The sequence below is a fragment of the Tunturiibacter lichenicola genome, from assembly GCF_051013355.1.
In the GTDB taxonomy this organism is placed as follows: domain Bacteria; phylum Acidobacteriota; class Terriglobia; order Terriglobales; family Acidobacteriaceae; genus Edaphobacter; species Edaphobacter lichenicola_F.
In genome coordinates this window covers 4,853,963-4,871,244 of the sequence record NZ_CP132944.1, presented here as the reverse complement: position 1 = coordinate 4,871,244, position 17,282 = coordinate 4,853,963, and the positions used below count along the sequence as shown (strand labels likewise).

Annotated in this window: 17 protein-coding genes; 10 read left to right on the top strand and 7 right to left on the bottom strand. The window is 55.5% G+C overall.

Going from position 1 to position 17,282, the window contains the following annotated elements; all coding sequences use genetic code 11:
* The first annotated feature begins 87 nt into the window (after positions 1 to 87).
* Positions 88 to 816, top strand: a complete 729-nt coding sequence (locus RBB82_RS20385; protein ID WP_433972572.1) for a ZIP family metal transporter — start codon at positions 88 to 90, stop codon at positions 814 to 816.
* Positions 817 to 832: 16 nt separating this feature from the next.
* On the opposite strand, the gene RBB82_RS20380 is transcribed toward RBB82_RS20385, so the two are convergent.
* Complete coding sequence (locus RBB82_RS20380) at positions 833 to 3,148, bottom strand: Ig-like domain repeat protein (RefSeq protein WP_433972571.1); 2,316 nt, start codon at positions 3,146 to 3,148, stop codon at positions 833 to 835.
* A 356-nt stretch (positions 3,149 to 3,504) separates the two neighbouring features.
* On the opposite strand from RBB82_RS20380, the gene RBB82_RS20375 reads away from it, so the two are divergent.
* Both RBB82_RS20375 and RBB82_RS20370 read left to right on the top strand, forming a co-directional pair.
* Complete coding sequence (locus RBB82_RS20375; RefSeq protein ID WP_433972570.1) at positions 3,505 to 3,768, top strand: L-rhamnose mutarotase; 264 nt, start codon at positions 3,505 to 3,507, stop codon at positions 3,766 to 3,768.
* Positions 3,728 to 3,817 carry a hypothetical protein gene (locus RBB82_RS20370; protein ID WP_433972569.1) on the top strand — a complete coding sequence of 30 codons (90 nt, stop codon included), beginning with the start codon at positions 3,728 to 3,730 and terminating at the stop codon, positions 3,815 to 3,817. The genes RBB82_RS20375 and RBB82_RS20370 overlap by 41 nt, the downstream gene beginning before the upstream one ends.
* A 109-nt stretch (positions 3,818 to 3,926) precedes the next feature.
* Here the strand turns inward: RBB82_RS20370 and RBB82_RS20365 are convergent, their stop codons facing one another.
* Positions 3,927 to 6,050, bottom strand: coding sequence for a hypothetical protein (locus RBB82_RS20365; RefSeq protein ID WP_433972567.1), 2,124 nt, complete (start codon positions 6,048 to 6,050; stop codon positions 3,927 to 3,929).
* 811 nt (positions 6,051 to 6,861) lie between these two features.
* On the opposite strand from RBB82_RS20365, the gene RBB82_RS20360 reads away from it, so the two are divergent.
* The 3 genes from RBB82_RS20360 to RBB82_RS20350 all read left to right on the top strand — a co-directional run bounded on the left by RBB82_RS20360 (position 6,862) and on the right by RBB82_RS20350 (position 9,088).
* Entirely contained in the window at positions 6,862 to 7,671 is an 810-nt protein-coding gene (locus RBB82_RS20360) for a hypothetical protein (protein WP_433972566.1), read from the top strand.
* Between the two features lie 105 nt (positions 7,672 to 7,776).
* Positions 7,777 to 8,388, top strand: coding sequence for a ribosome biogenesis GTP-binding protein YihA/YsxC (yihA, locus tag RBB82_RS20355; RefSeq protein ID WP_433972565.1), 612 nt, complete (start codon positions 7,777 to 7,779; stop codon positions 8,386 to 8,388).
* 211 nt (positions 8,389 to 8,599) lie between these two features.
* Entirely contained in the window at positions 8,600 to 9,088 is a 489-nt protein-coding gene (locus tag RBB82_RS20350) for a hypothetical protein (protein ID WP_433972564.1), read from the top strand.
* A gap of 83 nt (positions 9,089 to 9,171) precedes the next feature.
* On the opposite strand, the gene RBB82_RS20345 is transcribed toward RBB82_RS20350, so the two are convergent.
* Together RBB82_RS20345 and RBB82_RS20340 are read right to left on the bottom strand one after the other, a co-directional pair.
* The gene (locus RBB82_RS20345; protein WP_433972563.1) at positions 9,172 to 10,527 is read right to left on the bottom strand and encodes an inositol-3-phosphate synthase; all 1,356 of its coding nucleotides are present in this window, start codon (positions 10,525 to 10,527) and stop codon (positions 9,172 to 9,174) included.
* A gap of 98 nt (positions 10,528 to 10,625) precedes the next feature.
* Complete coding sequence (locus RBB82_RS20340) at positions 10,626 to 11,594, bottom strand: winged helix-turn-helix domain-containing protein (RefSeq protein WP_433972562.1); 969 nt, start codon at positions 11,592 to 11,594, stop codon at positions 10,626 to 10,628.
* Positions 11,595 to 11,928: 334 nt separating this feature from the next.
* On the opposite strand from RBB82_RS20340, the gene RBB82_RS20335 reads away from it, so the two are divergent.
* Together RBB82_RS20335 and RBB82_RS20330 are read left to right on the top strand one after the other, a co-directional pair.
* Positions 11,929 to 12,549: a YceI family protein gene (locus RBB82_RS20335; protein ID WP_433972561.1), complete on the top strand. Its 621-nt coding sequence runs from the start codon at positions 11,929 to 11,931 to the stop codon at positions 12,547 to 12,549.
* Between the two features lie 110 nt (positions 12,550 to 12,659).
* Positions 12,660 to 13,142 (top strand): hypothetical protein, encoded by a 483-nt coding sequence (locus RBB82_RS20330; RefSeq protein WP_433972560.1) that lies wholly within the window; start codon positions 12,660 to 12,662, stop codon positions 13,140 to 13,142.
* Between the two features lie 53 nt (positions 13,143 to 13,195).
* Here RBB82_RS20330 and RBB82_RS20325 read toward each other — a convergent pair whose 3' ends face one another.
* Positions 13,196 to 13,822 carry a DedA family protein gene (locus tag RBB82_RS20325; RefSeq protein WP_433972559.1) on the bottom strand — a complete coding sequence of 209 codons (627 nt, stop codon included), beginning with the start codon at positions 13,820 to 13,822 and terminating at the stop codon, positions 13,196 to 13,198.
* A gap of 69 nt (positions 13,823 to 13,891) precedes the next feature.
* On the opposite strand from RBB82_RS20325, the gene RBB82_RS20320 reads away from it, so the two are divergent.
* Positions 13,892 to 14,734 (top strand): chlorite dismutase family protein, encoded by an 843-nt coding sequence (locus tag RBB82_RS20320; protein WP_433972558.1) that lies wholly within the window; start codon positions 13,892 to 13,894, stop codon positions 14,732 to 14,734.
* A gap of 5 nt (positions 14,735 to 14,739) precedes the next feature.
* Positions 14,740 to 15,510: an endonuclease III gene (gene nth, locus RBB82_RS20315; protein ID WP_433972557.1), complete on the top strand. Its 771-nt coding sequence runs from the start codon at positions 14,740 to 14,742 to the stop codon at positions 15,508 to 15,510.
* A gap of 409 nt (positions 15,511 to 15,919) precedes the next feature.
* Here the strand turns inward: nth and RBB82_RS20310 are convergent, their stop codons facing one another.
* Positions 15,920 to 16,681, bottom strand: a complete 762-nt coding sequence (locus RBB82_RS20310) for a uroporphyrinogen-III synthase (protein ID WP_433972556.1) — start codon at positions 16,679 to 16,681, stop codon at positions 15,920 to 15,922.
* 106 nt (positions 16,682 to 16,787) lie between these two features.
* The gene (locus tag RBB82_RS20305; protein ID WP_433972555.1) at positions 16,788 to 17,135 is read right to left on the bottom strand and encodes a cupin domain-containing protein; all 348 of its coding nucleotides are present in this window, start codon (positions 17,133 to 17,135) and stop codon (positions 16,788 to 16,790) included.
* Between the last annotated feature and the right edge of the window lie 147 nt (positions 17,136 to 17,282).

Sequence of the window (17,282 nt, the reverse complement as noted above, 5' to 3'; positions counted from 1 at the left end):
AATGGTAAGGTCGCTGCGAGTCAGCGCGGCGCATATCTTCACGATGATGGGCGGCGATGCGTTGACCATCCGCCACAAGGCGTAGTCGTGTCAGCGCTTTGGTTGAGCCTGACGTTGGGATTAGTTGCAGGACTCGCGGACTTCCTGGGTGGTTTTCTGCTGGTGCGACGGTCCCCTTCGGCACGAGCGTTGCGATATTTCGTCGCACTGGGCGCCGGTTTTATGCTCGCCGCTGCCGTGCTGGAGATGATCCCGGAGGGAATGCATGTAAATCCCCGGTTCGCTCCGTTGCTGATTCTTGCCGGGTACTGTGGGGTGCATCTGTTGGAGCATTCGCTGGTGCCGCACTTCCACTTTGGCGAAGAGACGCACCATCATGAGTTTCTTTCGGCGAAGACCAGTTACTCGGTGTTGCTCGGGTTGGCGACACATACGTTCTTCGATGGCGTGGCGATCGGGTCGGGATTCGTGCTGTCGCACTGGCTGGGTTGGATTCTGTTCTTCGCAGTGTTTTTGCACAAGATTCCAGAAGGTTTTACGATGGCGAGCGTCATGCTGGCCGGTGGGCGGGGTGCGGCGATGGCGCTGAACTCGGCACTATTTCTCGGCGCGATGACGGTGCTGGGCGTGCTCGTGATTAACTTGGAGCCGAGTTGGGTGCGGGTGGGATTGCCTCTTTCAGCCGGGGTGACAATCTATGTCGCAGCGACAGACTTGGTGCCGGAGGTAAACCGGGAGCCGGGGATTCGAATGGCGCTTGTCTTCTTTGCCGGTGTGATTGTGTTTTTTCTGCTGCGTCTACTGGGACCGGGATAAATTGCTTTGTTTGATGTTAGTTGCCTTGCTCTACAAGCAGGGTAACTGTCGTGGAGTGTTGAAGTGTGCTGCCGGTCGGCGCAGTGGCAGTACCGGTGATCGTGATAGTGTAGGTTTTCGCGGAGAGAGAAAGTGCGTCGGCTGCATCGATACGATCTCCACAACCTGCCACGAACATGAGGGGAAGACTTATGATTCCGATCATCAAGATGCTTGTTATGACGTTTCGTTTCCGGTGGCCGATTGCAACACAGGCAATGGGACATAACAGAAGTGCCCAGGCGATCGACGGGTGAGGTCGCATGCCGCCGGGTCTATTGAAGGCTGTGGTGTTTGGAGTTGCGATCGTCAGGGTGAAGATGTTGATGCCGGGTGGAAGAGTGGGGGGATTGAACGATGCGGTGGCAAGATTCGGCAGCCCGGATGCAGCCAAAGTGATTGCGCTGGAGAGATTACCCTGCATCTGAACCGAAAAAGTATAGCTGGCGCTGGCCCCGGAGAGGATGGTCTGACTCATAAGGCCGGTGGCCGCGAGGGTGAAGTCGGGATTCGAATTTGAGCTTGTTCCGATAGTGATCTGTTGTGGAGAGGAAGCGCTAGGCGTGAAGTTTGTACTGCCGTTATAGACGGCACTCAATGTGTGAGAGCCAGCAGCGAGTGAACTGATAGTGAAGACTGCGACGCCAGTGGTGGAGATCGGTGTGGTGAAGAGTGGAATCGTCCCATCAAGAAGAGTGATTGAACCGGTTGGCGTGCCAGAGGTGGTGCTAGCGACATAAGCGGTAAGCGGAACTGTTGATCCACTGGCTGCACTGGCGATGAGGTTGCTGAGGGTTATCGAGGTGGAAGCAGGATTAATCGTAAGTGCAACAGGTGTCATCGTGACGGTGTAGTTCCCTGCTGCTGGACCACTAAGCATTGCCGTAATGGGATATGTTCCGACCGATGACGTTGAGACGGCGGTGGTCGTAAAGATAGCAGTGATATTCGCAGCGTCCTGTGGGAGGATGCCGGTGACAGATCCATTGATGACGGGGATTGGCTGACCATACAAGCGGGTGATGGAGACCGAGGTCGCGGTGATCGGTAGAGGGGTAATCGTCAGCGTGAGAATTTGACTTTGCGTGGAGGGATGGGCCTGGTCGCCCGAGTATGTGGCGATGATGGTATGGAGGCCAACAGCCAAAGTTGTGACGGGGAGGTTGGCGACGTTTGAGAGTAGGGTAGCAGTGCCGAGAGTCGTCGTGGCATTCGCGGCGGCATTAGTGATATCAACAAAGGTAATGCTGCCGTTGATAAGTGATCCTGCAGTTAGGGAGGCGCTTAGTTGGCCGGAGCCGTAAGGTATGACAGCCGGGGCGCTGAGGATAAGAGCTTCGGGAGATTGGATGCCGAGACCGGCGATGGTCTTGATTGTTGTGTTGGCAGCGGGCTGCGCGGTGAGTTGCCGAATACGCTGGTTGCCAGTGTCGGAGAGGGTAAGGAGGTTGGTTGGAGAAAGTGAGGTTGCGCTGGGGCTATCGAGCGAGGCGGCAATGGCTGGACCGTTGTCCCCCGAAAATGCTTGTGTGCCGTCGCCGGCTACCGTGGTGATGATACCGGTGATGGCATCGATGCGGCGGATGCGATGATTTTCTGTGTCAGCCAGGTAGATGTTGCCAGTGGCGTCCAGCGAAAGGCCGTGAGGAAATGCCAAAGTAGCGGTGGTAGCAGCTGCAGCGTCGCCGGAGAACCCGGGTGATCCGTTGCCAGCGATCGTGGTGATTGTTCCGGTACTGGCAGTGATCTTGCGGATAAGGTGATTGTGAGTGTCGGCCAGGTAAAGGTTTCCGGCAATGTCTACGGCAAGACCTGTTGGCGAGTCAATTGCAGTTGACGTGGCAGGGCCGTTGTCGCCTGAAAAGCCTTGTGTGCCAATGCCTGCGATCGTTGTGATGATGCCGGTTGCGAGAGTGAGCTTGCGAATACGGTGATTTCCGGTGTCAGCTATGTAAAGGTTGCCGACGGCGTCGAGGGCGAGGGCGGTGGGGAGAGTGAGTTGGGCCGATGTGGCAGGACCCGTGTCCCCGGAGAAGCCTGAAGTGGTGCCAGCTACGGTGACAAGGGTGCCGGTAGTGAGGTTGAGTTTACGGATGCGATGGTTGTGGGTGTCGGCGATGTAGAGGTTGTTGGCGGTGTCGAGTGCCAGGCCCTGCGGGGAGTCTAGGGCAGCGGCAGTCGCTGGTCCAGCATCACCGGAGAGGTCTTGCGTGCCGGTGCCGGCGATCGTTGTTATGTTGCCGAGTGAATCGAGCTTGCGGATGAGGTGATGCCCCGTCTCAGCGAAATACAAATTGCCTGTTGCATCAAAGACTATCGCGGAGGGGATGAAGAGAGGAACAGTCAGGGCCGAAACGGTAGGAGTTTGAGCGAAGGACGCAGTGCGGAGTATGCAGCAGAGCAGGAGAAAAAATGCGATCCGGATTGGAAAGTGCTTGGGCCAAGAAGGGTGAGTGGTGCTCTGCATACCCATGGAGAATTGTTAAGCGCAATCTGCGGGGAGAAATTAGTCTGCGATATAGCCAAACTTGTCTTACTTTACCTGAATCACTTCGAGCAGGATACTACTTTGGTGCTTCGTTGTTGGTCCGTGCCGAGCATCCGATGAAGGATTGAGAGCAGACGCAACGTTATTACCTAACGCTGGATTTGAAAGATAACAAAGCCGCGATCGCGGAATATAAGCGCTATCACATCAAGATATGGCCCGAAGTTAAACAGAGTTTGCTCGACTCTGGAATAGTTGCGATGGAGATCTATCTTCTTGGGACCAGGAACTTCATGATCATGGATGTGGATGATGCGTTTTCGCCGTCGGCCAAGGTCGCCGCAGATGCGGTTAACGTGAAGGTTCCAAGAGTGGGAGGCGACAATGCAGCAGTTTCAGCAGCGGCTGCCCAAAGCTCGCCATGACCAGTGGTGGATGGTCATGGACAAGATATTCACTCTGGATGAGCAGTAGGACAGAACTTGATCGAATCCGGCGACGGTGGATACGATGATGCCTAGATGGATCAATGCAAAAAGCCCCGAGAGCATGTCCCGGGGCCTTTTGAGGTTGAGTGCGTTGGTTATGGGATGCTCTGGAATCTGCCGACTGCGATGCCAGCCGCATAGGGTTGGAAGATAGGAACACCTGCGCCGACGATCTCGGTGATAAAGGTGTTCCCGTCGCCTGCGACCCATACGTTTCCAGCCTGATCAACAGCCAAGGCGCGGCTGGAGTTTAGGTAGGTTGGATCTTTCTGAAATCCCGTAGCCGGTGAAAGTGGCGTCGCGTCTCTGCTGATATAGCTGAGACTGCCTGCCGGGTTGCTGCTGGCATCGGTGCCGTTGGTGTTATTGGGAATCCAAACGTTTGAGCGCCCATCGATTGAGATGGAAGTGGGGGCAGCGATACCGGCGGTTGCGGCCGTAAAGGGATAGTTGCTGTTTACAGCTGTTGTATAGACTCCACCTGTACCAGCGAGCAATCCAGTGATCGCACCGGTATCGATAGCGGAGACGTAAAGGCTGTTGTCGGGTCCCAACGATAGTCCATAGGAGTTGCCTACAGTTGTGATCGGGGTTGTGACATAGCCATTGAGGCCACCAGCACCGAGTGAGACCTTTGAGACAGTGGGTGCGCCCGAGGAGACAAAGATATTGCTGGCAACCGTCCTACCTTGAAAGTCAGGCATCAAGCGGATCGGATTGGCACCAACGCTATTGGAGATCTGAAGTGGTGCCACACCTGTTGTGCTCGCTGCGAGGGGAAGTTGGTAGAGTGAAGTAGTCGCAGCTGAGGTGAAGTAGATGTTACCCAAGCCGTCGGCTCCCACTGCGAGCGGCGTTACACCCGCGCCAACTGGATAAGTGGATGTTTGGAAGTTAAGAGGGTTGAAGCGGTACATATTATTGCCAGAGCCAACCCAGATGTTGCCGCCCGTCGTTGTCGGATTTGCCGAGTCGATGGTCACTCCCGTCAATCCGCCGCTTCCGAGGAAAACGCAGGTCGTTGGAATGCCGGCCCATGAGAGTTCAGAGAGATTACCTGAGGCAGCCTGTGAGTTTGCGATCCACACGTTGTTCTGGAAGTCGATGGCAATATCGGACGGCGAGCTGATGAAGCCGCCCGAGCCGCCTGTTGTGGTACCGCAGGTGCTGCCGGTGCTTGCATAGTTGATGGCAATCGTCCAGTCGGTAGGCTGGGTTGCGAGTGCCGGCTGATAAGGTGCACCGACTCCAGGCGCCAATCCGAAGGTTGCCGTCATAAAGGCCGGACCGCCATTGCTAGGATTGGTGAGAAGGTAGTAGATAGCCTGAAGAGTATCCGATGCAGCTGGGAACGTACCATCACTAAAATTGCTGGTATACCCACTGTTCCCTGGAACGGCAGCAGCAAATAGTGGGGCGCAGCCTGTCGCGGTTGCCTGGTTGATACAGGTAGACATAATGTTCGCAAGCAGATTGATTTTGGTGGACTCAGAAGTCGCGGTTATCTGGACCGACGGTTTGATGAGATGCCCGTTCACGGGCGCCTTGAGTACCGTCGAAGGAACAACCTGACCAGTAGTCGTATTAGCGAGGAGATTGATCGTATTGGGAACGTTGTTGAGAACGTTGTATTGCTGGAGGGTTCCGTCGGCAGTGATGCCCTCACCGATTGGCTCAAAGAACTGCTGCATGACGGCGAGAGTGGCGACCGTCGTCACTTCGTTCAGAAAGAGCTGGTTCGAAGCGCTGAGCTTATTGCAGCTGCCATAGACACCGATGAACGCGGCGCCATCGTTGCTTGGACCAGTAACGTTACCCGCAGTGTTTCCGCCCTTAGAGATCACATAGACGAGGGGACTTGAGACCGTCCCGGGTAGAGGGCAGGAGTAGGTGTTGCCAGTGGTCGTGTCCCCGTCGGTGGGATCTTTGAGAAAAGTGAAGTTCCCGTTAACGTCAGTCGTGGTTGTAGCTGCCGGGGTGACTGGAAAGCCCGACGAGCCCTTCTGGCCTGCGTAGTACAGGGTTACGACAGCGTTCACCACTGGCTGACTACCGCCGTGAATATTCCCGCTAAGGGTGGCAGCTGAGCTGAAAGGATTTGCGTCCGGAGCGGTCGTCGCCATATTCGCGCAACCAGCCGTGAATAAAGCGCTCGATGCCAGTAGCGCGAGCAGATTTCGCTTTGAGCCCGTCAGCCGGGCGAAGTTATTGCCAATCATGGGTGTTCCCTCCGAAAGGTGGTAATACGGGTTGCTGTTCAATGTGTAGTTGCCTCAGCGGCAGGTCATAGAGATCTGGGGAGAACGTCAGTCAAGGAGAAGACGGCCTTAGGGAAAAGGTATCTGATTGAGAGGCGACCGGATGAATTCTGTAAAACATCTAACGCTTCCTTCGATTTCAAGAGCCCTTCTTGGGAGCGCAGCTCCCAGTGGGGAGGATAGGTACAGCACAAAGGAGAAATCTTCAACGTCTCAAGATGGAGCATAAACGAGGTTAGCCATTCTGTTGCTTAATTACTCGTAATACTTTTGGGTCATTCATGAGTGCAGAGATTTGTGTGGCTGTGTTGTGACTCTGGCTATGGAGTTCGAGCAACACTCACGGTGGATGAGCGTTCAGCACATGAACCGACTAGTCTGGATCTCGTGGCAAGGTATACCCGTACCAAGCGAAGATGCAAGCGATAGACCATAAGTGACTGCTCATCAACAATTTGACAAATAAAACTTATACAAACTTTACTGCCGGTTTGATGTTCTCCCGCACTCGATTAAATTCGCAACTCAATGGACCTCCATCAATGGATCGTCATTTCTTTCACTTGCCGTCGTTCGACATGCGCGGGTATATTTTTTTGGTCTCGTAATAGAGAGGTTTATGGTTGGAGTTACGGATCGCATGTTCGTCCTTCCCCTTCAAGACGGACTGACCAACGCACGTGCGAATTTTACGGACAACTTTCACCAAAGAAGGCTAATCTATCCCTGTAGATCGAGCTTGAAATCCAGATCCCAGTGACCGGAGAAAATAATGCGCTTGAAATCGATGTCTCTTGCGACAAGCCTGGCTCTTTCAGCAGCCCTGTTTCTGGGTGGATGCAAAAGTTCGACGCCTACTCCAGCGCCAACTCAGAGTGCAACCCCCGATGGAACCGCGCCTAGCGCTGCACCGGCGACTTCGCCAACAACAGCGACTGCTCCTGAGCCACCTCCACCCGCGGCACCATCAGGCGCTCCGGCAGTTGCCCCTACTCCTGTGGCGGAAGTTCCGCCGCCCCCGCCACCTCCGGTAAAACTAACCGCACCGGCTGGCGCCGCTGTGACCGTAACAGTGACCGAACAGTTGAGCGCAAGCAAGAACAATGTTGGCGACGGATTTACGGGTGTTCTGGCGGCCCCGGTGAAAAGTTCCGGTGGTGGAACAGTCTTCCCACGCGGGGCTCACGTGGTGGGTACCGTGGTAGCCGCGAAGGGGCAAGGAAAGTTTAAGGGATCGGGGGCGCTTGGTATTCAAGTCACGTCGATCTCAGGCATGCAGGTTAGTACAAGCGCCTATGAGAAGGAGCAGAAAGGCAAAGGCAAGAGGACAGCTGGCTTTATCGGCGGCGGAGCTGGTGGTGGCGCTCTCATTGGGGGATTAGCTGGCGGCGGAAAAGGTGCTCTAATCGGCGGCCTTATCGGTGCAGGTGCTGGAACAGCTGGCGCGGCCTTTACGGGCAACAAGGATGTTGTGATCCCGTCCGAGTCCACTATAAGCTTTCACCTGACGGCGCCGGTCACGATTACAGTGAAGGCTAAGGAGCCACAGCAGACAGAGGCCGCCCCCCCGCCTCAACAATAAATTGGAGCGGTACGGGCACCTATCCTTTTGTTTAGGGTAGGTGCCTTCTTTTTTTGCCGCTGCGCTGTTGCGGAGAGCGGAGGTTGCTGGCGGTAGACTTGAGGCATGCGACTGAACCCTGTTTTTCTGTTGTCTGCGACCGACGTCGCGCACTTCCCTTCTGAAGCCAAGACCTATGGCGCGCCCGAGGTTGCATTTCTTGGACGCTCTAATGTGGGTAAATCTTCGTTGATCAATTCTTTGCTCGGGTCGCGGGAGGCGAAGGTGTCGTCAACTCCGGGAAGAACGCGAGCGATCAACTTCTTTGCGCTTCATGAGGGCGCGGGCGACAAGATGAAGGTGAGGCCCCTGTTGATCTTTGCAGACCTACCCGGATACGGGTATGCCAAGATCTCGAAATCAATCTCATCGGAGTGGCCCTCGTTTATTGAGCCTTATCTTGCGGCGCGGGAGACATTGGCGCTCTGTATCTGCCTGGTGGATACGAATATTCCGCCACAGGAAAATGATACTCAATTGATTACATATTTCAAGCAAACGCAAAGACCTTATCTTGTGGTGGGAACTAAGGCGGACCGGCTATCGAATAATCAACTCGCAAAGTCGGTTGCGGCGCTGAAGAAGGCGCATGAGGTGGACGGCATACTGCCCGTTTCGGCGAAGACTGACGCCGGAACGAAGTTGCTTTGGGCGAAGCTGATGGAAGTGTCAGAGTAGTTTTTGGGTGATTTGCATCGCTGGTTGGCGCACGTCGACTTCGGATGTGCTGCCGCACTGAAGCTTCAGCAGAGCACAAAGATAGTTGACAGTTTGATCGCCGTGATATCAGATTGCACCCATCCGCCTCCCGGGCCAAATGGCGGGTCGACATGAAATGAAAGCATGCTTTGAGGAGGAGCGATCTGTGATTAGGAACAAACTTCTATCGATGAGCTTGGCAGCTGTCGTGATTTTGACTGGCATCTCGCGAGGTCAAAGTTCGGCGCAAACACCTGCAAACAATTCGGCCCAGAGCATTACGGATCAGGATATTGATTTACTCAGGAAGGACATTCGCTCGCAGAAGAAGCAAATCATTGCGGCAAATCTCCAGCTTACGGACGCAGAAGCGGTGAAGTTCTGGCCGGTCTACGACCAGTACACTGCTGAGTTGGTGAAGATCAACGATGCGAAGTATGCGGCGATTAAGGAATACGCTACCAACTATGCCACGCTTAGCGACGATCAAGCATTGAGTTTGGCGCGCCAGACGCTCGGGGTTGATCAATCGGTTGCACAGTTGCGACTGAAATACGTACCCCTATTCGGCAAGGTAGTAACCGGCAAAAAAACCGCATTATTTTTCCAGCTGGATCGGCGGCTGGTCATGCTGATTGACCTTCAGCTAGCCTCGCAGATTCCGATGGTCCAACCTTAGGATACACGCATCTCGTTAACTGCAAAAGGCGGCTGTGAAAGAGTTTCTTCACAGTCGCCTTTTGTGCTTTCGTTTCGAGTGCGTTAGTCGCCGTAGTAGTCGAGGCCGAGGTGGGTGATGAGGTCTTCTCCCATGATGTGGCGGAGGGTATTCTTCAACTTGATGTGCTGGATGAAGAGGTCATGCTCTGGATAGACACCAGGTGCGGAGTCGGGATCTTTGAAGTAGAAGCTGAGCCACTCCTGAATACCGAGGCCGCGCAGTAGCGGTGTGCGGGCTGCGAGATCCATGAAGAGGATCAGGTCGAGGGCGAGAGGTGCGGCAAGGATGGAGTCGCGGCAGAGGAAGTCTACTTTGAGCTGCATTGGGTAGCCGAGCCAGCCAAAGATGTCGATGTTGTCCCAGCCCTCTTTATTGTCGCCGCGAGGTGGGTAGTAGTTGATGCGGACCTTGTGGTAGAGATCCTTGTAGAGGTCGGGGTGTAGTTCGGGCTGGAAGATGTGCTCGAGGACGCCGAGCTTCGAGACCTCTTTGGTCTTGAAGGAGTCGGGATCGTCGAGGACTTCGCCGTCGCGGTTGCCGAGGATGTTGGTGGAGTACCAGCCGCTGACCCCGAGGTTGCGGACCTTGAATGCGGGAGCGAGAACGGTCTTGATAAAGGTCTGGCCGGTCTTGAAGTCCTTGCCGCAGATGGGAGCGTTCATCTTTTTCGAAAGCTCTTGCAGTGCGGGGATGTCGACGGTGAGGTTGGGTGCGCCGTTGGCGAAGGGGATGCCTTCCTTGAGAGCGGCCCAGGCGTACAACATCGAGGGGGAGATGCCGGGGTCGTTGTCGACGAGGCCCTTCTCGAAGGCTTCAAGGGTCTGGTGGACGGCGGTCTGCTCGAGGTAAATCTCGGTGGAGCCGCACCAGATCATGACCTGGCGGTCGGTCTTGGTTTTGAACTCGGCGATGTCGTTGCGGATCTGGTTGGCGAGGTCGCACTTGTTCTTGCCGGTCTTGACCTTCTGGCCGGTGAGGCGTTTGACGTAGTGCTGGTCGAAGACGGCGGGCATGGGCTCGATCGACTCGAGAAAGGGGCGCATCTGTTCGAGTTGGTCGCGGTCGAGGACCTGCGCGGTTTTGGCGGCGTCGTACAGGTTGCCGCCGAAGATGTCCCAGCCGGTGAAGACGAGGTCGTTGAGGTCTGCGAGGGGAATGAACTCTTTGATGAGGGGGCTGCGTGCGTCGGTGCGTTTGCCGAGGCGGATGGTGGCCATCTGCGAGGTGGAACCGATGGGTTTGGCGAAGCCGCGGCGAATGGCTTCTACTCCGGCAATGAGTGTGGTGGCGACGGCTCCCATGCCGGGAATCATGACGCCTAGTTTTCCAGTGGCAGGCTTGATGGCTGCCGCTTCTTGCGCAGCGGATGCTGGCTTAGCGGCCGGGGGTGTAGACATTCTTGGCGGTACCCTTCTATCGTGCGATATTCCGTGTAATGCGGACTCTTTAGTATCGCTTAGGGGGGAGGGTGGGGGCAAATGGAGGCGACTGCACGTCAGCCTGCCTTGAGCCCTGTCGCTGAACCTAGAGCCTTCGTCACCTCGCCCGCGATGTCGTCTTGAACCATCAGCAGGTCGTGGAATGGCCGGTCGTATGTCTCTGACCAGATGACGTATCCGTTGTCCGCTCGAACAAGGCGCGCCGCTACTCGTACCCGAGCGCCAGACTTGCGCACACTCCCGTCGAGGATGTATACGACACCCAACGCCCTCGCGATATCGGCCACCGGCATCTCTTTGTCTCTGTAATAGAACGAAGATGTGGGAGAGGGAACGTGTAGCCCGGGTAGTTTACTAAGCTTGTCGATCAGTTCCTCTGTCATACCATCGGCGAACTCGCCTTCCTTCATTCCTTCAGTCAGATCGGAGAATGGCAGGACCGCGATAAATTTCTGCGCCTGCACAGGGGTGGCCACAGGCGACTCCTCGTGACTGTGGTTGGCAGTGTGGGCACGAGGCAGAAAGTCAACGGCAATCGCAAGACAGACCACAGCACCGACAGCCCATAAGGCTCTGCTGTGTAAGCCCAGGTTTGGGGCGTTGAGAGGTACAGCGTCTATCGCCTCGATCTCTGAAGGCATTGGATAGACCGCTGGCGCAATTGCTTGTGTGCTCGGCGGTATAGCCGGTTCCTCGGTCCAAGGACTGACAGTTGCCACCATCCGGTACCCCAGCCTCGGCACGGTCGCGATGTAGGTAGGCTGCTTTGGGTCGTCGCCAAGTAACCGTCGCAGCGACGCGACGGCCTGATAGACCGAGTCAGAGGAGACCGCTACGCCGGACCAGGCCTGATTGAGCAGGTCGTCGATGCTGACCACTTCGCCAGCGTGTTCGGCAAGACAGAGTAGCAGCCGCATCGTTCGAGCTTCCAGTCGAGCGGTCTCGCCATCTCGAGAGATTTGGCCAGATGTCGGATTAACGCACCAGGTGCCGATGCGAAGCATTGTGGTGGGGGAACGTTGCATACAGGTCCGGGACTACTCTCTGTCTTTTTATAGAGGGCGGCATAGAAAATCGGCGCTTGCCGATTATACCGATGCCACCGTCCACAGGCAGCTAATTCCTCCAACGACGGCGAATCTGCCAGTTACCCACTTTCGGCCTGAATTCAGAACTATTCAGAGTATTTCAGACTGGATTCAGGACTTCCGCGAACTTCTCTGCGTAGCGTAAGAACCGAAACGCAAGTTGCATCAATCGGAGGCAAGCGAGATGGTCGGTAGAAAAGCAGGAAGATCGGTCTTAGAGAAACTGCACGATTTCTTCGGGGTCAGTGCTCTGGCTTTGGCAACTTGCGCGATGTCCTGGACCTTCGCGGTGGCGGAGCCTCAGAAACCCGTCCAAAAGAGCACTAAGGGAGAGGCGCTTCCAACTCCGGGAACATACAAGATCGATCCCGCTCACAGCTTCGCCTACTTCAGCGCGTGGCACCATCTGGTCGGGCGTGTGCGCGGCCGGTTCGATAAGGTTACAGGGACTATCACCGTATCGCCGGACCCAGCGGCTTGCAGGGTAGACGTCGCGATCAACGTTTCCACAATCAGCACGCAGATCGGCAAACGTGATGAGGACCTCCGCAGCGACGCATACTTTGATGCGAAGAAATTTCTGACCATGAACTATCGAGGACGGGGCATTAAACGTATTTCATCGGATCTGTGGAGAATGGACGGCTTACTGACCATGCACGGCGTTACCAAGGTGGTGCCGCTCACGTTCAAGTTCAATGGGACCTTCTCCGATACCGAGCCGAACGAACCTGCAAGAGTGGCGTTCCATGGAACCGCAGGGTTGAAGCGTGCCGCTTTCGAGATGGGGGTGCGAGATAACTCGGCGGAAGTCGGCAATTCTACTGTACCCGATGTCGATATTGAGATTGACGTCGAAGCGGACGCGAATACCTCGACTCCTCAACAGTAATTCCGTCGTCTTCCGCCCGGCTGCCTCGACTACAAACTCAAGCGAATTGACGAGGTCGGTTGGTTAACAACGGTGTTGCAAACCAACCAGATGTGAAAAGGGAGATGCTAATGATTCAAGAGTCCGCGATTGAAGAGTCCGCGCCGGCACGAACAACAAGAGAAAACGCACTATTGGCGATCGGTGTAGCAGGGCTTGCCGCCGCAGCACTTGATCTTTTACAGGCTTGCATCCTTGCGGGCCATGACATCATCCTCGTGATTACGTATGGGCTGGTGGGGGAGAAGGCGCTTAAGGGAGGCTTTGGCAACTATGCTTTGGGTGTGTTGCTGCACATCATTATCTCTCTTATCTTCTCGGCGTTTTACTACGTGGTAAGCCGCAGGCTGCGATTTATGACGGAGTATTGGTTCGTCTGTGGGCTTTGCTTTGGCGCAGGTGTTCAGCTCGTCATGATGCTGATCGTGCTGCCGCTGTCTGCTCTGCACCAATACGATCCGATCACCATTCGCGGCATGCGCTATGGCCTGCTGATTCATATGGTCGTGTTCGGATTGCCGGTCGCTTATGGCATTCGCCGCTTTGCAAAATGAATCGCCCGTACTGAGGCACGCTATCTGTTGTCTTAGGACGACAGATCGTTGTTTCAGGCAGGTTCGGTGCGGATTCGGTTCTTCCAGTGGGAGATTACAAACCAGATGAAGCCGATGACTATAACAGCTTCTACGCCTAGGTGGAAACGGTGGAATATCTCTTTGAACCGAGGGTTGGTGTTCCATGTTGCGCCTAGCTTCATGCCGATGTAGGCGAGGGCGTAGCACCAGGGCCAGGAGCCGATGAAGGTATAGATATGGAAGCGGAGCTGGTTCATCTTCGCAACACCCGCTGGGAAGGCGATGAAGGTGCGGACGATGGGAAGCATGCGTCCGATGAGCACGGTGATGGAGCCGTACTTGGAGAAGAAGTGATCGACGAGGTCAAGATCGCGGCGACTGAGGAGCATCATGCTGCCGTAGCGCTCGACCATGGGGCGTCCGCCCCTTGCTCCGACCCAGTATGCGGGAATGGAGCCGAGGTTGGAGGCCAGCGATGCGACGGTTGCGAGGATGATGAGCTGCCCCTGCGTGTGGGCTAGAGCGTAACCCGCGAGCGGCATGATGACTTCGGAAGGAATGGGGATGCAGGCGGACTGGATTGCCATCAGTAGGACGACACTGGCGTAGCCGCCGCTGGCAATGGCGCCAATCAGGAGGGCGATGATCTTCTCTGACATGTAGCTCCAGTATACGAGGTGAGGGTTTGGTAAGGATGAGCTAGCATGGAAGAGTTAGGAGATGTACCCATGTCGAACACTGTCACCGATGCCTCTGCAACCGCCGTTACCACTGAGCATTCTGCCTCCACAAGCTCTGCTTCCGCCACTTCCGTTACTGCGCAGGCGGGAAGGCCCGCAAGCAGCTATGGGGCGGCGCCCCATGATCCGTCAAAGCCGCCTGTGAAGCGACAGATTGTGTGCTTCAGCTTCTATAAGGTGATGCCCGAGTGGCGGAGATTGCCGGCTGAAGAGAAGGCGGCACATAAGGCTGCGTTCGCCGAGATCCTGGCAAAGTGGAATAAGCCGGGGGAATTCGTATCGCTGACGTACTCGACGATTGGCACGCGCGGCGACGTGGATATGTGCGTCTGGTCGATTGGTTATGGTGTGGATGAGCTGAACGAGATGCGGAGTGAGTTGATGAGGACGCCGCTTGGCGGGTATCTGAACTCGCCACACAACTTTCTGGCTATGACGAAGCGCTCGCAGTACCAGATTGACCGGCCGGATGAGAGCGAGGGTGAAGGACGTGGAGCGATTCGTCCGGGTGGACAGAAGTACATCTTTATCTATCCGTTCTGGAAGACTCGGCCGTGGTATCTGCTGCCTGCAACGGAGCGGAAGCGGCTGATGGATGAGCATATTCGGATTGGCCTGATGTATCCGCGGGTGAAGCTGAATACGACCTACTCGTTCGGGATCGACGACCAGGAGTTTGTGGTTGCGTTCGAGACCAACTTTCCGGAGGACTTTCTGGATCTGGTGCAGCAGCTACGTGAGACCGAGATCAGCATGTACACACTGCAGGACACGCCGATTTTCAGCTGTGTGCGTGTTCCGGCGGCGGAGATGCTGGATCGTCTGGGCTAAAGTGCATGGCCAAGACGACCGTGGTTCAGACTATTGCAAAGACTAAGGCTGCTATTGGAGCGAAGGCTCGCGCTATCGCGAAGTCGGAGCCGGTTTCGGCGAAGAAGAGAGCTGGAAAGACGCAGAATCCACTTGCGCCGGAGCGGATTGCAGCGATTCTGGATGCTTTGCGGAACACTTATCCCGGAGTCGTTTGTGCCCTGAATCACAAGAGCGCGTGGGAGTTGACGGTGGCTACGATTCTTTCTGCGCAGTGTACCGATGTCCGGGTAAATCTAGTAACTCCGGCGCTGTTCAAGGCGTTTCCTACTCCTAAGGCGATGGCTGCGGCTTCCCTTCCGGAGCTTGAGGAGCTGATTCGGACGACGGGATTTTTTCGGAATAAGGCGAGGTCGATTCAGGGGGCAGCACGGGTTGTGACTGAGGAGTTTGGGGGGAAGGTGCCTCAGACGATGGAGGAGATCCTGACACTTCCCGGGGTGGCTCGGAAGACAGGGAATGTGGTGCTCGGGTCATGGTTCAACATTGCGGTGGGAGTTGTCGTCGATACGCATGTTATGCGGTTGTCGGGGCGCCTGGAGTTGACCAGGGAGACATCTCCCGAAAAGGTAGAGAGAGATTTGATGAAGATCCTTCCGCAGGATCGATGGATCGCGTTTTCGCATGAGTTGATCCATCATGGGCGGCAGGTATGTGTGGCGCGGAAGCCTCGGTGCGTGGACTGTACGCTTGAAAAGCTATGTAACTCAGGGGATAAGACCTGGAGTTCCCACTAGCGCACTGCCCTCCCCCTCCCCTCTTGGGGTATCTTGCAGGCATCTCTTTTATTTTGTGTTATTTAGCGACGAAACCCCTCTGCAAAATATTGATTCTAGGCCACTTGCGCACAAAATACTTGCTCTGTTCAACTTAGCGGTCGCTTCCGACAGAACCGCTCGGCTGCTCACTCCACAGATCAACTCAAGTCATTCAACTCCTACTCTTAATGATAACGGTTTGAATGGAACTCATACGCCACGCGATTGTTGGCGGTTGGCGCGGGTTTTGTAGCGTCAGGGGCTTGACAGAATTTTCGCATGCTAACGACCAAAAGCATCGCAGCTGGCGATGCTCCTGGTTACCATTGCTTCTTCTGTTGGTAAGTTGTGGTGGTTTCGGTGGTGAGTTGTGGTGATTGAGTGGTGCTTATTCCTTGAGATCGGCGATGGATTGAATGAGGGCGGGGATAGTTGGTTCGGCTGCTTCGATCGTGGGCTCGTAACCGAGTTCGCGGAGAGCTTGACTGGTGATGGGTCCTATTGAGGCAAGTGAGATCTGTGATGGGAGAGTCAGGTTCGCAGTGTCGAGGAGAGCAATGAGATTTCGTGCTGTTGACGCACTGGTGAAGGTGATGACATCGGGATAGTTCGCTGGATCGCTGAAGAACGATCGCAGTGCGGAGACGGAATCTGGAGGGATCTGGTTACTGTAGGCTTCCGCCACGGTGACGGTGGCACCGGCGGCAGTGAGGGCTTCTGGCACTGTGTCGCGAGCTTCGGCGGCGCGGACAAGGAGGAAGGATTTGCCGGCTGCTTCGGGAAGGAGGGCTTCGGCGAGCGACTCGGAGATGTACCGAGGAGGGATGAGGTCGACGGTCAGGCCAATTGCGTTGGCGGCGCGAGCGGTGGCGGGTCCAATGACGGCGATCTTTTTGGGCAGCTGGGTGAGGTGTTGAAACTGGGCGCGGCGGTGGAAGGCTTCGACGGCGTTCGCGCTGGTGAGGATGAGCCAATCGTATGTTCGAAGACAGGTGAGGGCTGCGTCGAGTGCTGAAAAGGAGGTGGGAGGAATGATTTCGATAGCAGGGATAAGAATGGGTGTGGCTCCGAGCGCTTCGAGCTGAGTGGCTAGCTCGGAGGCTTGGTGACGGCTTCGCGTGATGAGGATGCGTTTGTTCTTGAGTGACATCTGTGATCGATTGTAACTACTGGAGTTCGATGGATGGAGGTGTTCGTTTCGGCGTTGCTGATCATCTGGATAGTCCGGAATCATAGCTGCCGTATGACTTTTGCTTTTATTCCAACAACTCGGAGTTGAAGTGTTTGTAGATGTCGCCGTGGCGACTTCGGTCTCGCTCTGACTGGAGTGCGGTGATAAGAGCGCTCAGTCGCGGGGTGAGAATGATCAGGTATCGGGCATCTTCTGTTGCGGTGTAGGTGTGCGCGATGCCTGCTGGCACGAACACTGTGGTCCCGGGGCCAACCGTCTTGGATCGGTCCGAGTAGCGAAAGGTTAACTCTCCTTCCAGGATGTGCCACGCCTCGTCGTCGGCATGATGGACGTGCAAGGCTGCTGGTCCGCTACCTCGCCACTCGTGAACTTCAAACGAAACACCTGCCGCAGAAAAGGGATTAGGGTTCATGCGGATCATTGTATTGCGGTGGAATGCTCAGAGTTCCATTGTGGGACTTGATCTCACTTTAGGTATTACCAAAGAGCCTTCCATGCCGATAAGACGACTATCGCTCGTCCTAGAGGTATTCCGTGAACCGTACTTCGAAGTTAGTTT

Bases quoted from the DNA above. Each gene is read 5' to 3' on its own strand.
- RBB82_RS20370 (WP_433972569.1), top strand. From the start codon at position 3,728: ATGCAGCAGTTTCAGCAGCGGCTGCCCAAAGCTCGCCATGACCAGTGG.
- RBB82_RS20365 (WP_433972567.1), bottom strand. From the start codon at position 6,050: ATGATTGGCAATAACTTCGCCCGGCTGACGGGCTCAAAGCGAAATCTG.
- RBB82_RS20360 (WP_433972566.1), top strand. From the start codon at position 6,862: ATGCGCTTGAAATCGATGTCTCTTGCGACAAGCCTGGCTCTTTCAGCA.
- yihA (WP_433972565.1), top strand. From the start codon at position 7,777: ATGCGACTGAACCCTGTTTTTCTGTTGTCTGCGACCGACGTCGCGCAC.
- RBB82_RS20350 (WP_433972564.1), top strand. From the start codon at position 8,600: ATGAGCTTGGCAGCTGTCGTGATTTTGACTGGCATCTCGCGAGGTCAA.
- RBB82_RS20345 (WP_433972563.1), bottom strand. From the start codon at position 10,527: ATGTCTACACCCCCGGCCGCTAAGCCAGCATCCGCTGCGCAAGAAGCG.
- RBB82_RS20340 (WP_433972562.1), bottom strand. From the start codon at position 11,594: ATGCAACGTTCCCCCACCACAATGCTTCGCATCGGCACCTGGTGCGTT.
- RBB82_RS20335 (WP_433972561.1), top strand. From the start codon at position 11,929: ATGTCCTGGACCTTCGCGGTGGCGGAGCCTCAGAAACCCGTCCAAAAG.
- RBB82_RS20330 (WP_433972560.1), top strand. From the start codon at position 12,660: ATGATTCAAGAGTCCGCGATTGAAGAGTCCGCGCCGGCACGAACAACA.
- RBB82_RS20325 (WP_433972559.1), bottom strand. From the start codon at position 13,822: ATGTCAGAGAAGATCATCGCCCTCCTGATTGGCGCCATTGCCAGCGGC.
- RBB82_RS20320 (WP_433972558.1), top strand. From the start codon at position 13,892: ATGTCGAACACTGTCACCGATGCCTCTGCAACCGCCGTTACCACTGAG.
- nth (WP_433972557.1), top strand. From the start codon at position 14,740: ATGGCCAAGACGACCGTGGTTCAGACTATTGCAAAGACTAAGGCTGCT.
- RBB82_RS20310 (WP_433972556.1), bottom strand. From the start codon at position 16,681: ATGTCACTCAAGAACAAACGCATCCTCATCACGCGAAGCCGTCACCAA.
- RBB82_RS20305 (WP_433972555.1), bottom strand. From the start codon at position 17,135: ATGAACCCTAATCCCTTTTCTGCGGCAGGTGTTTCGTTTGAAGTTCAC.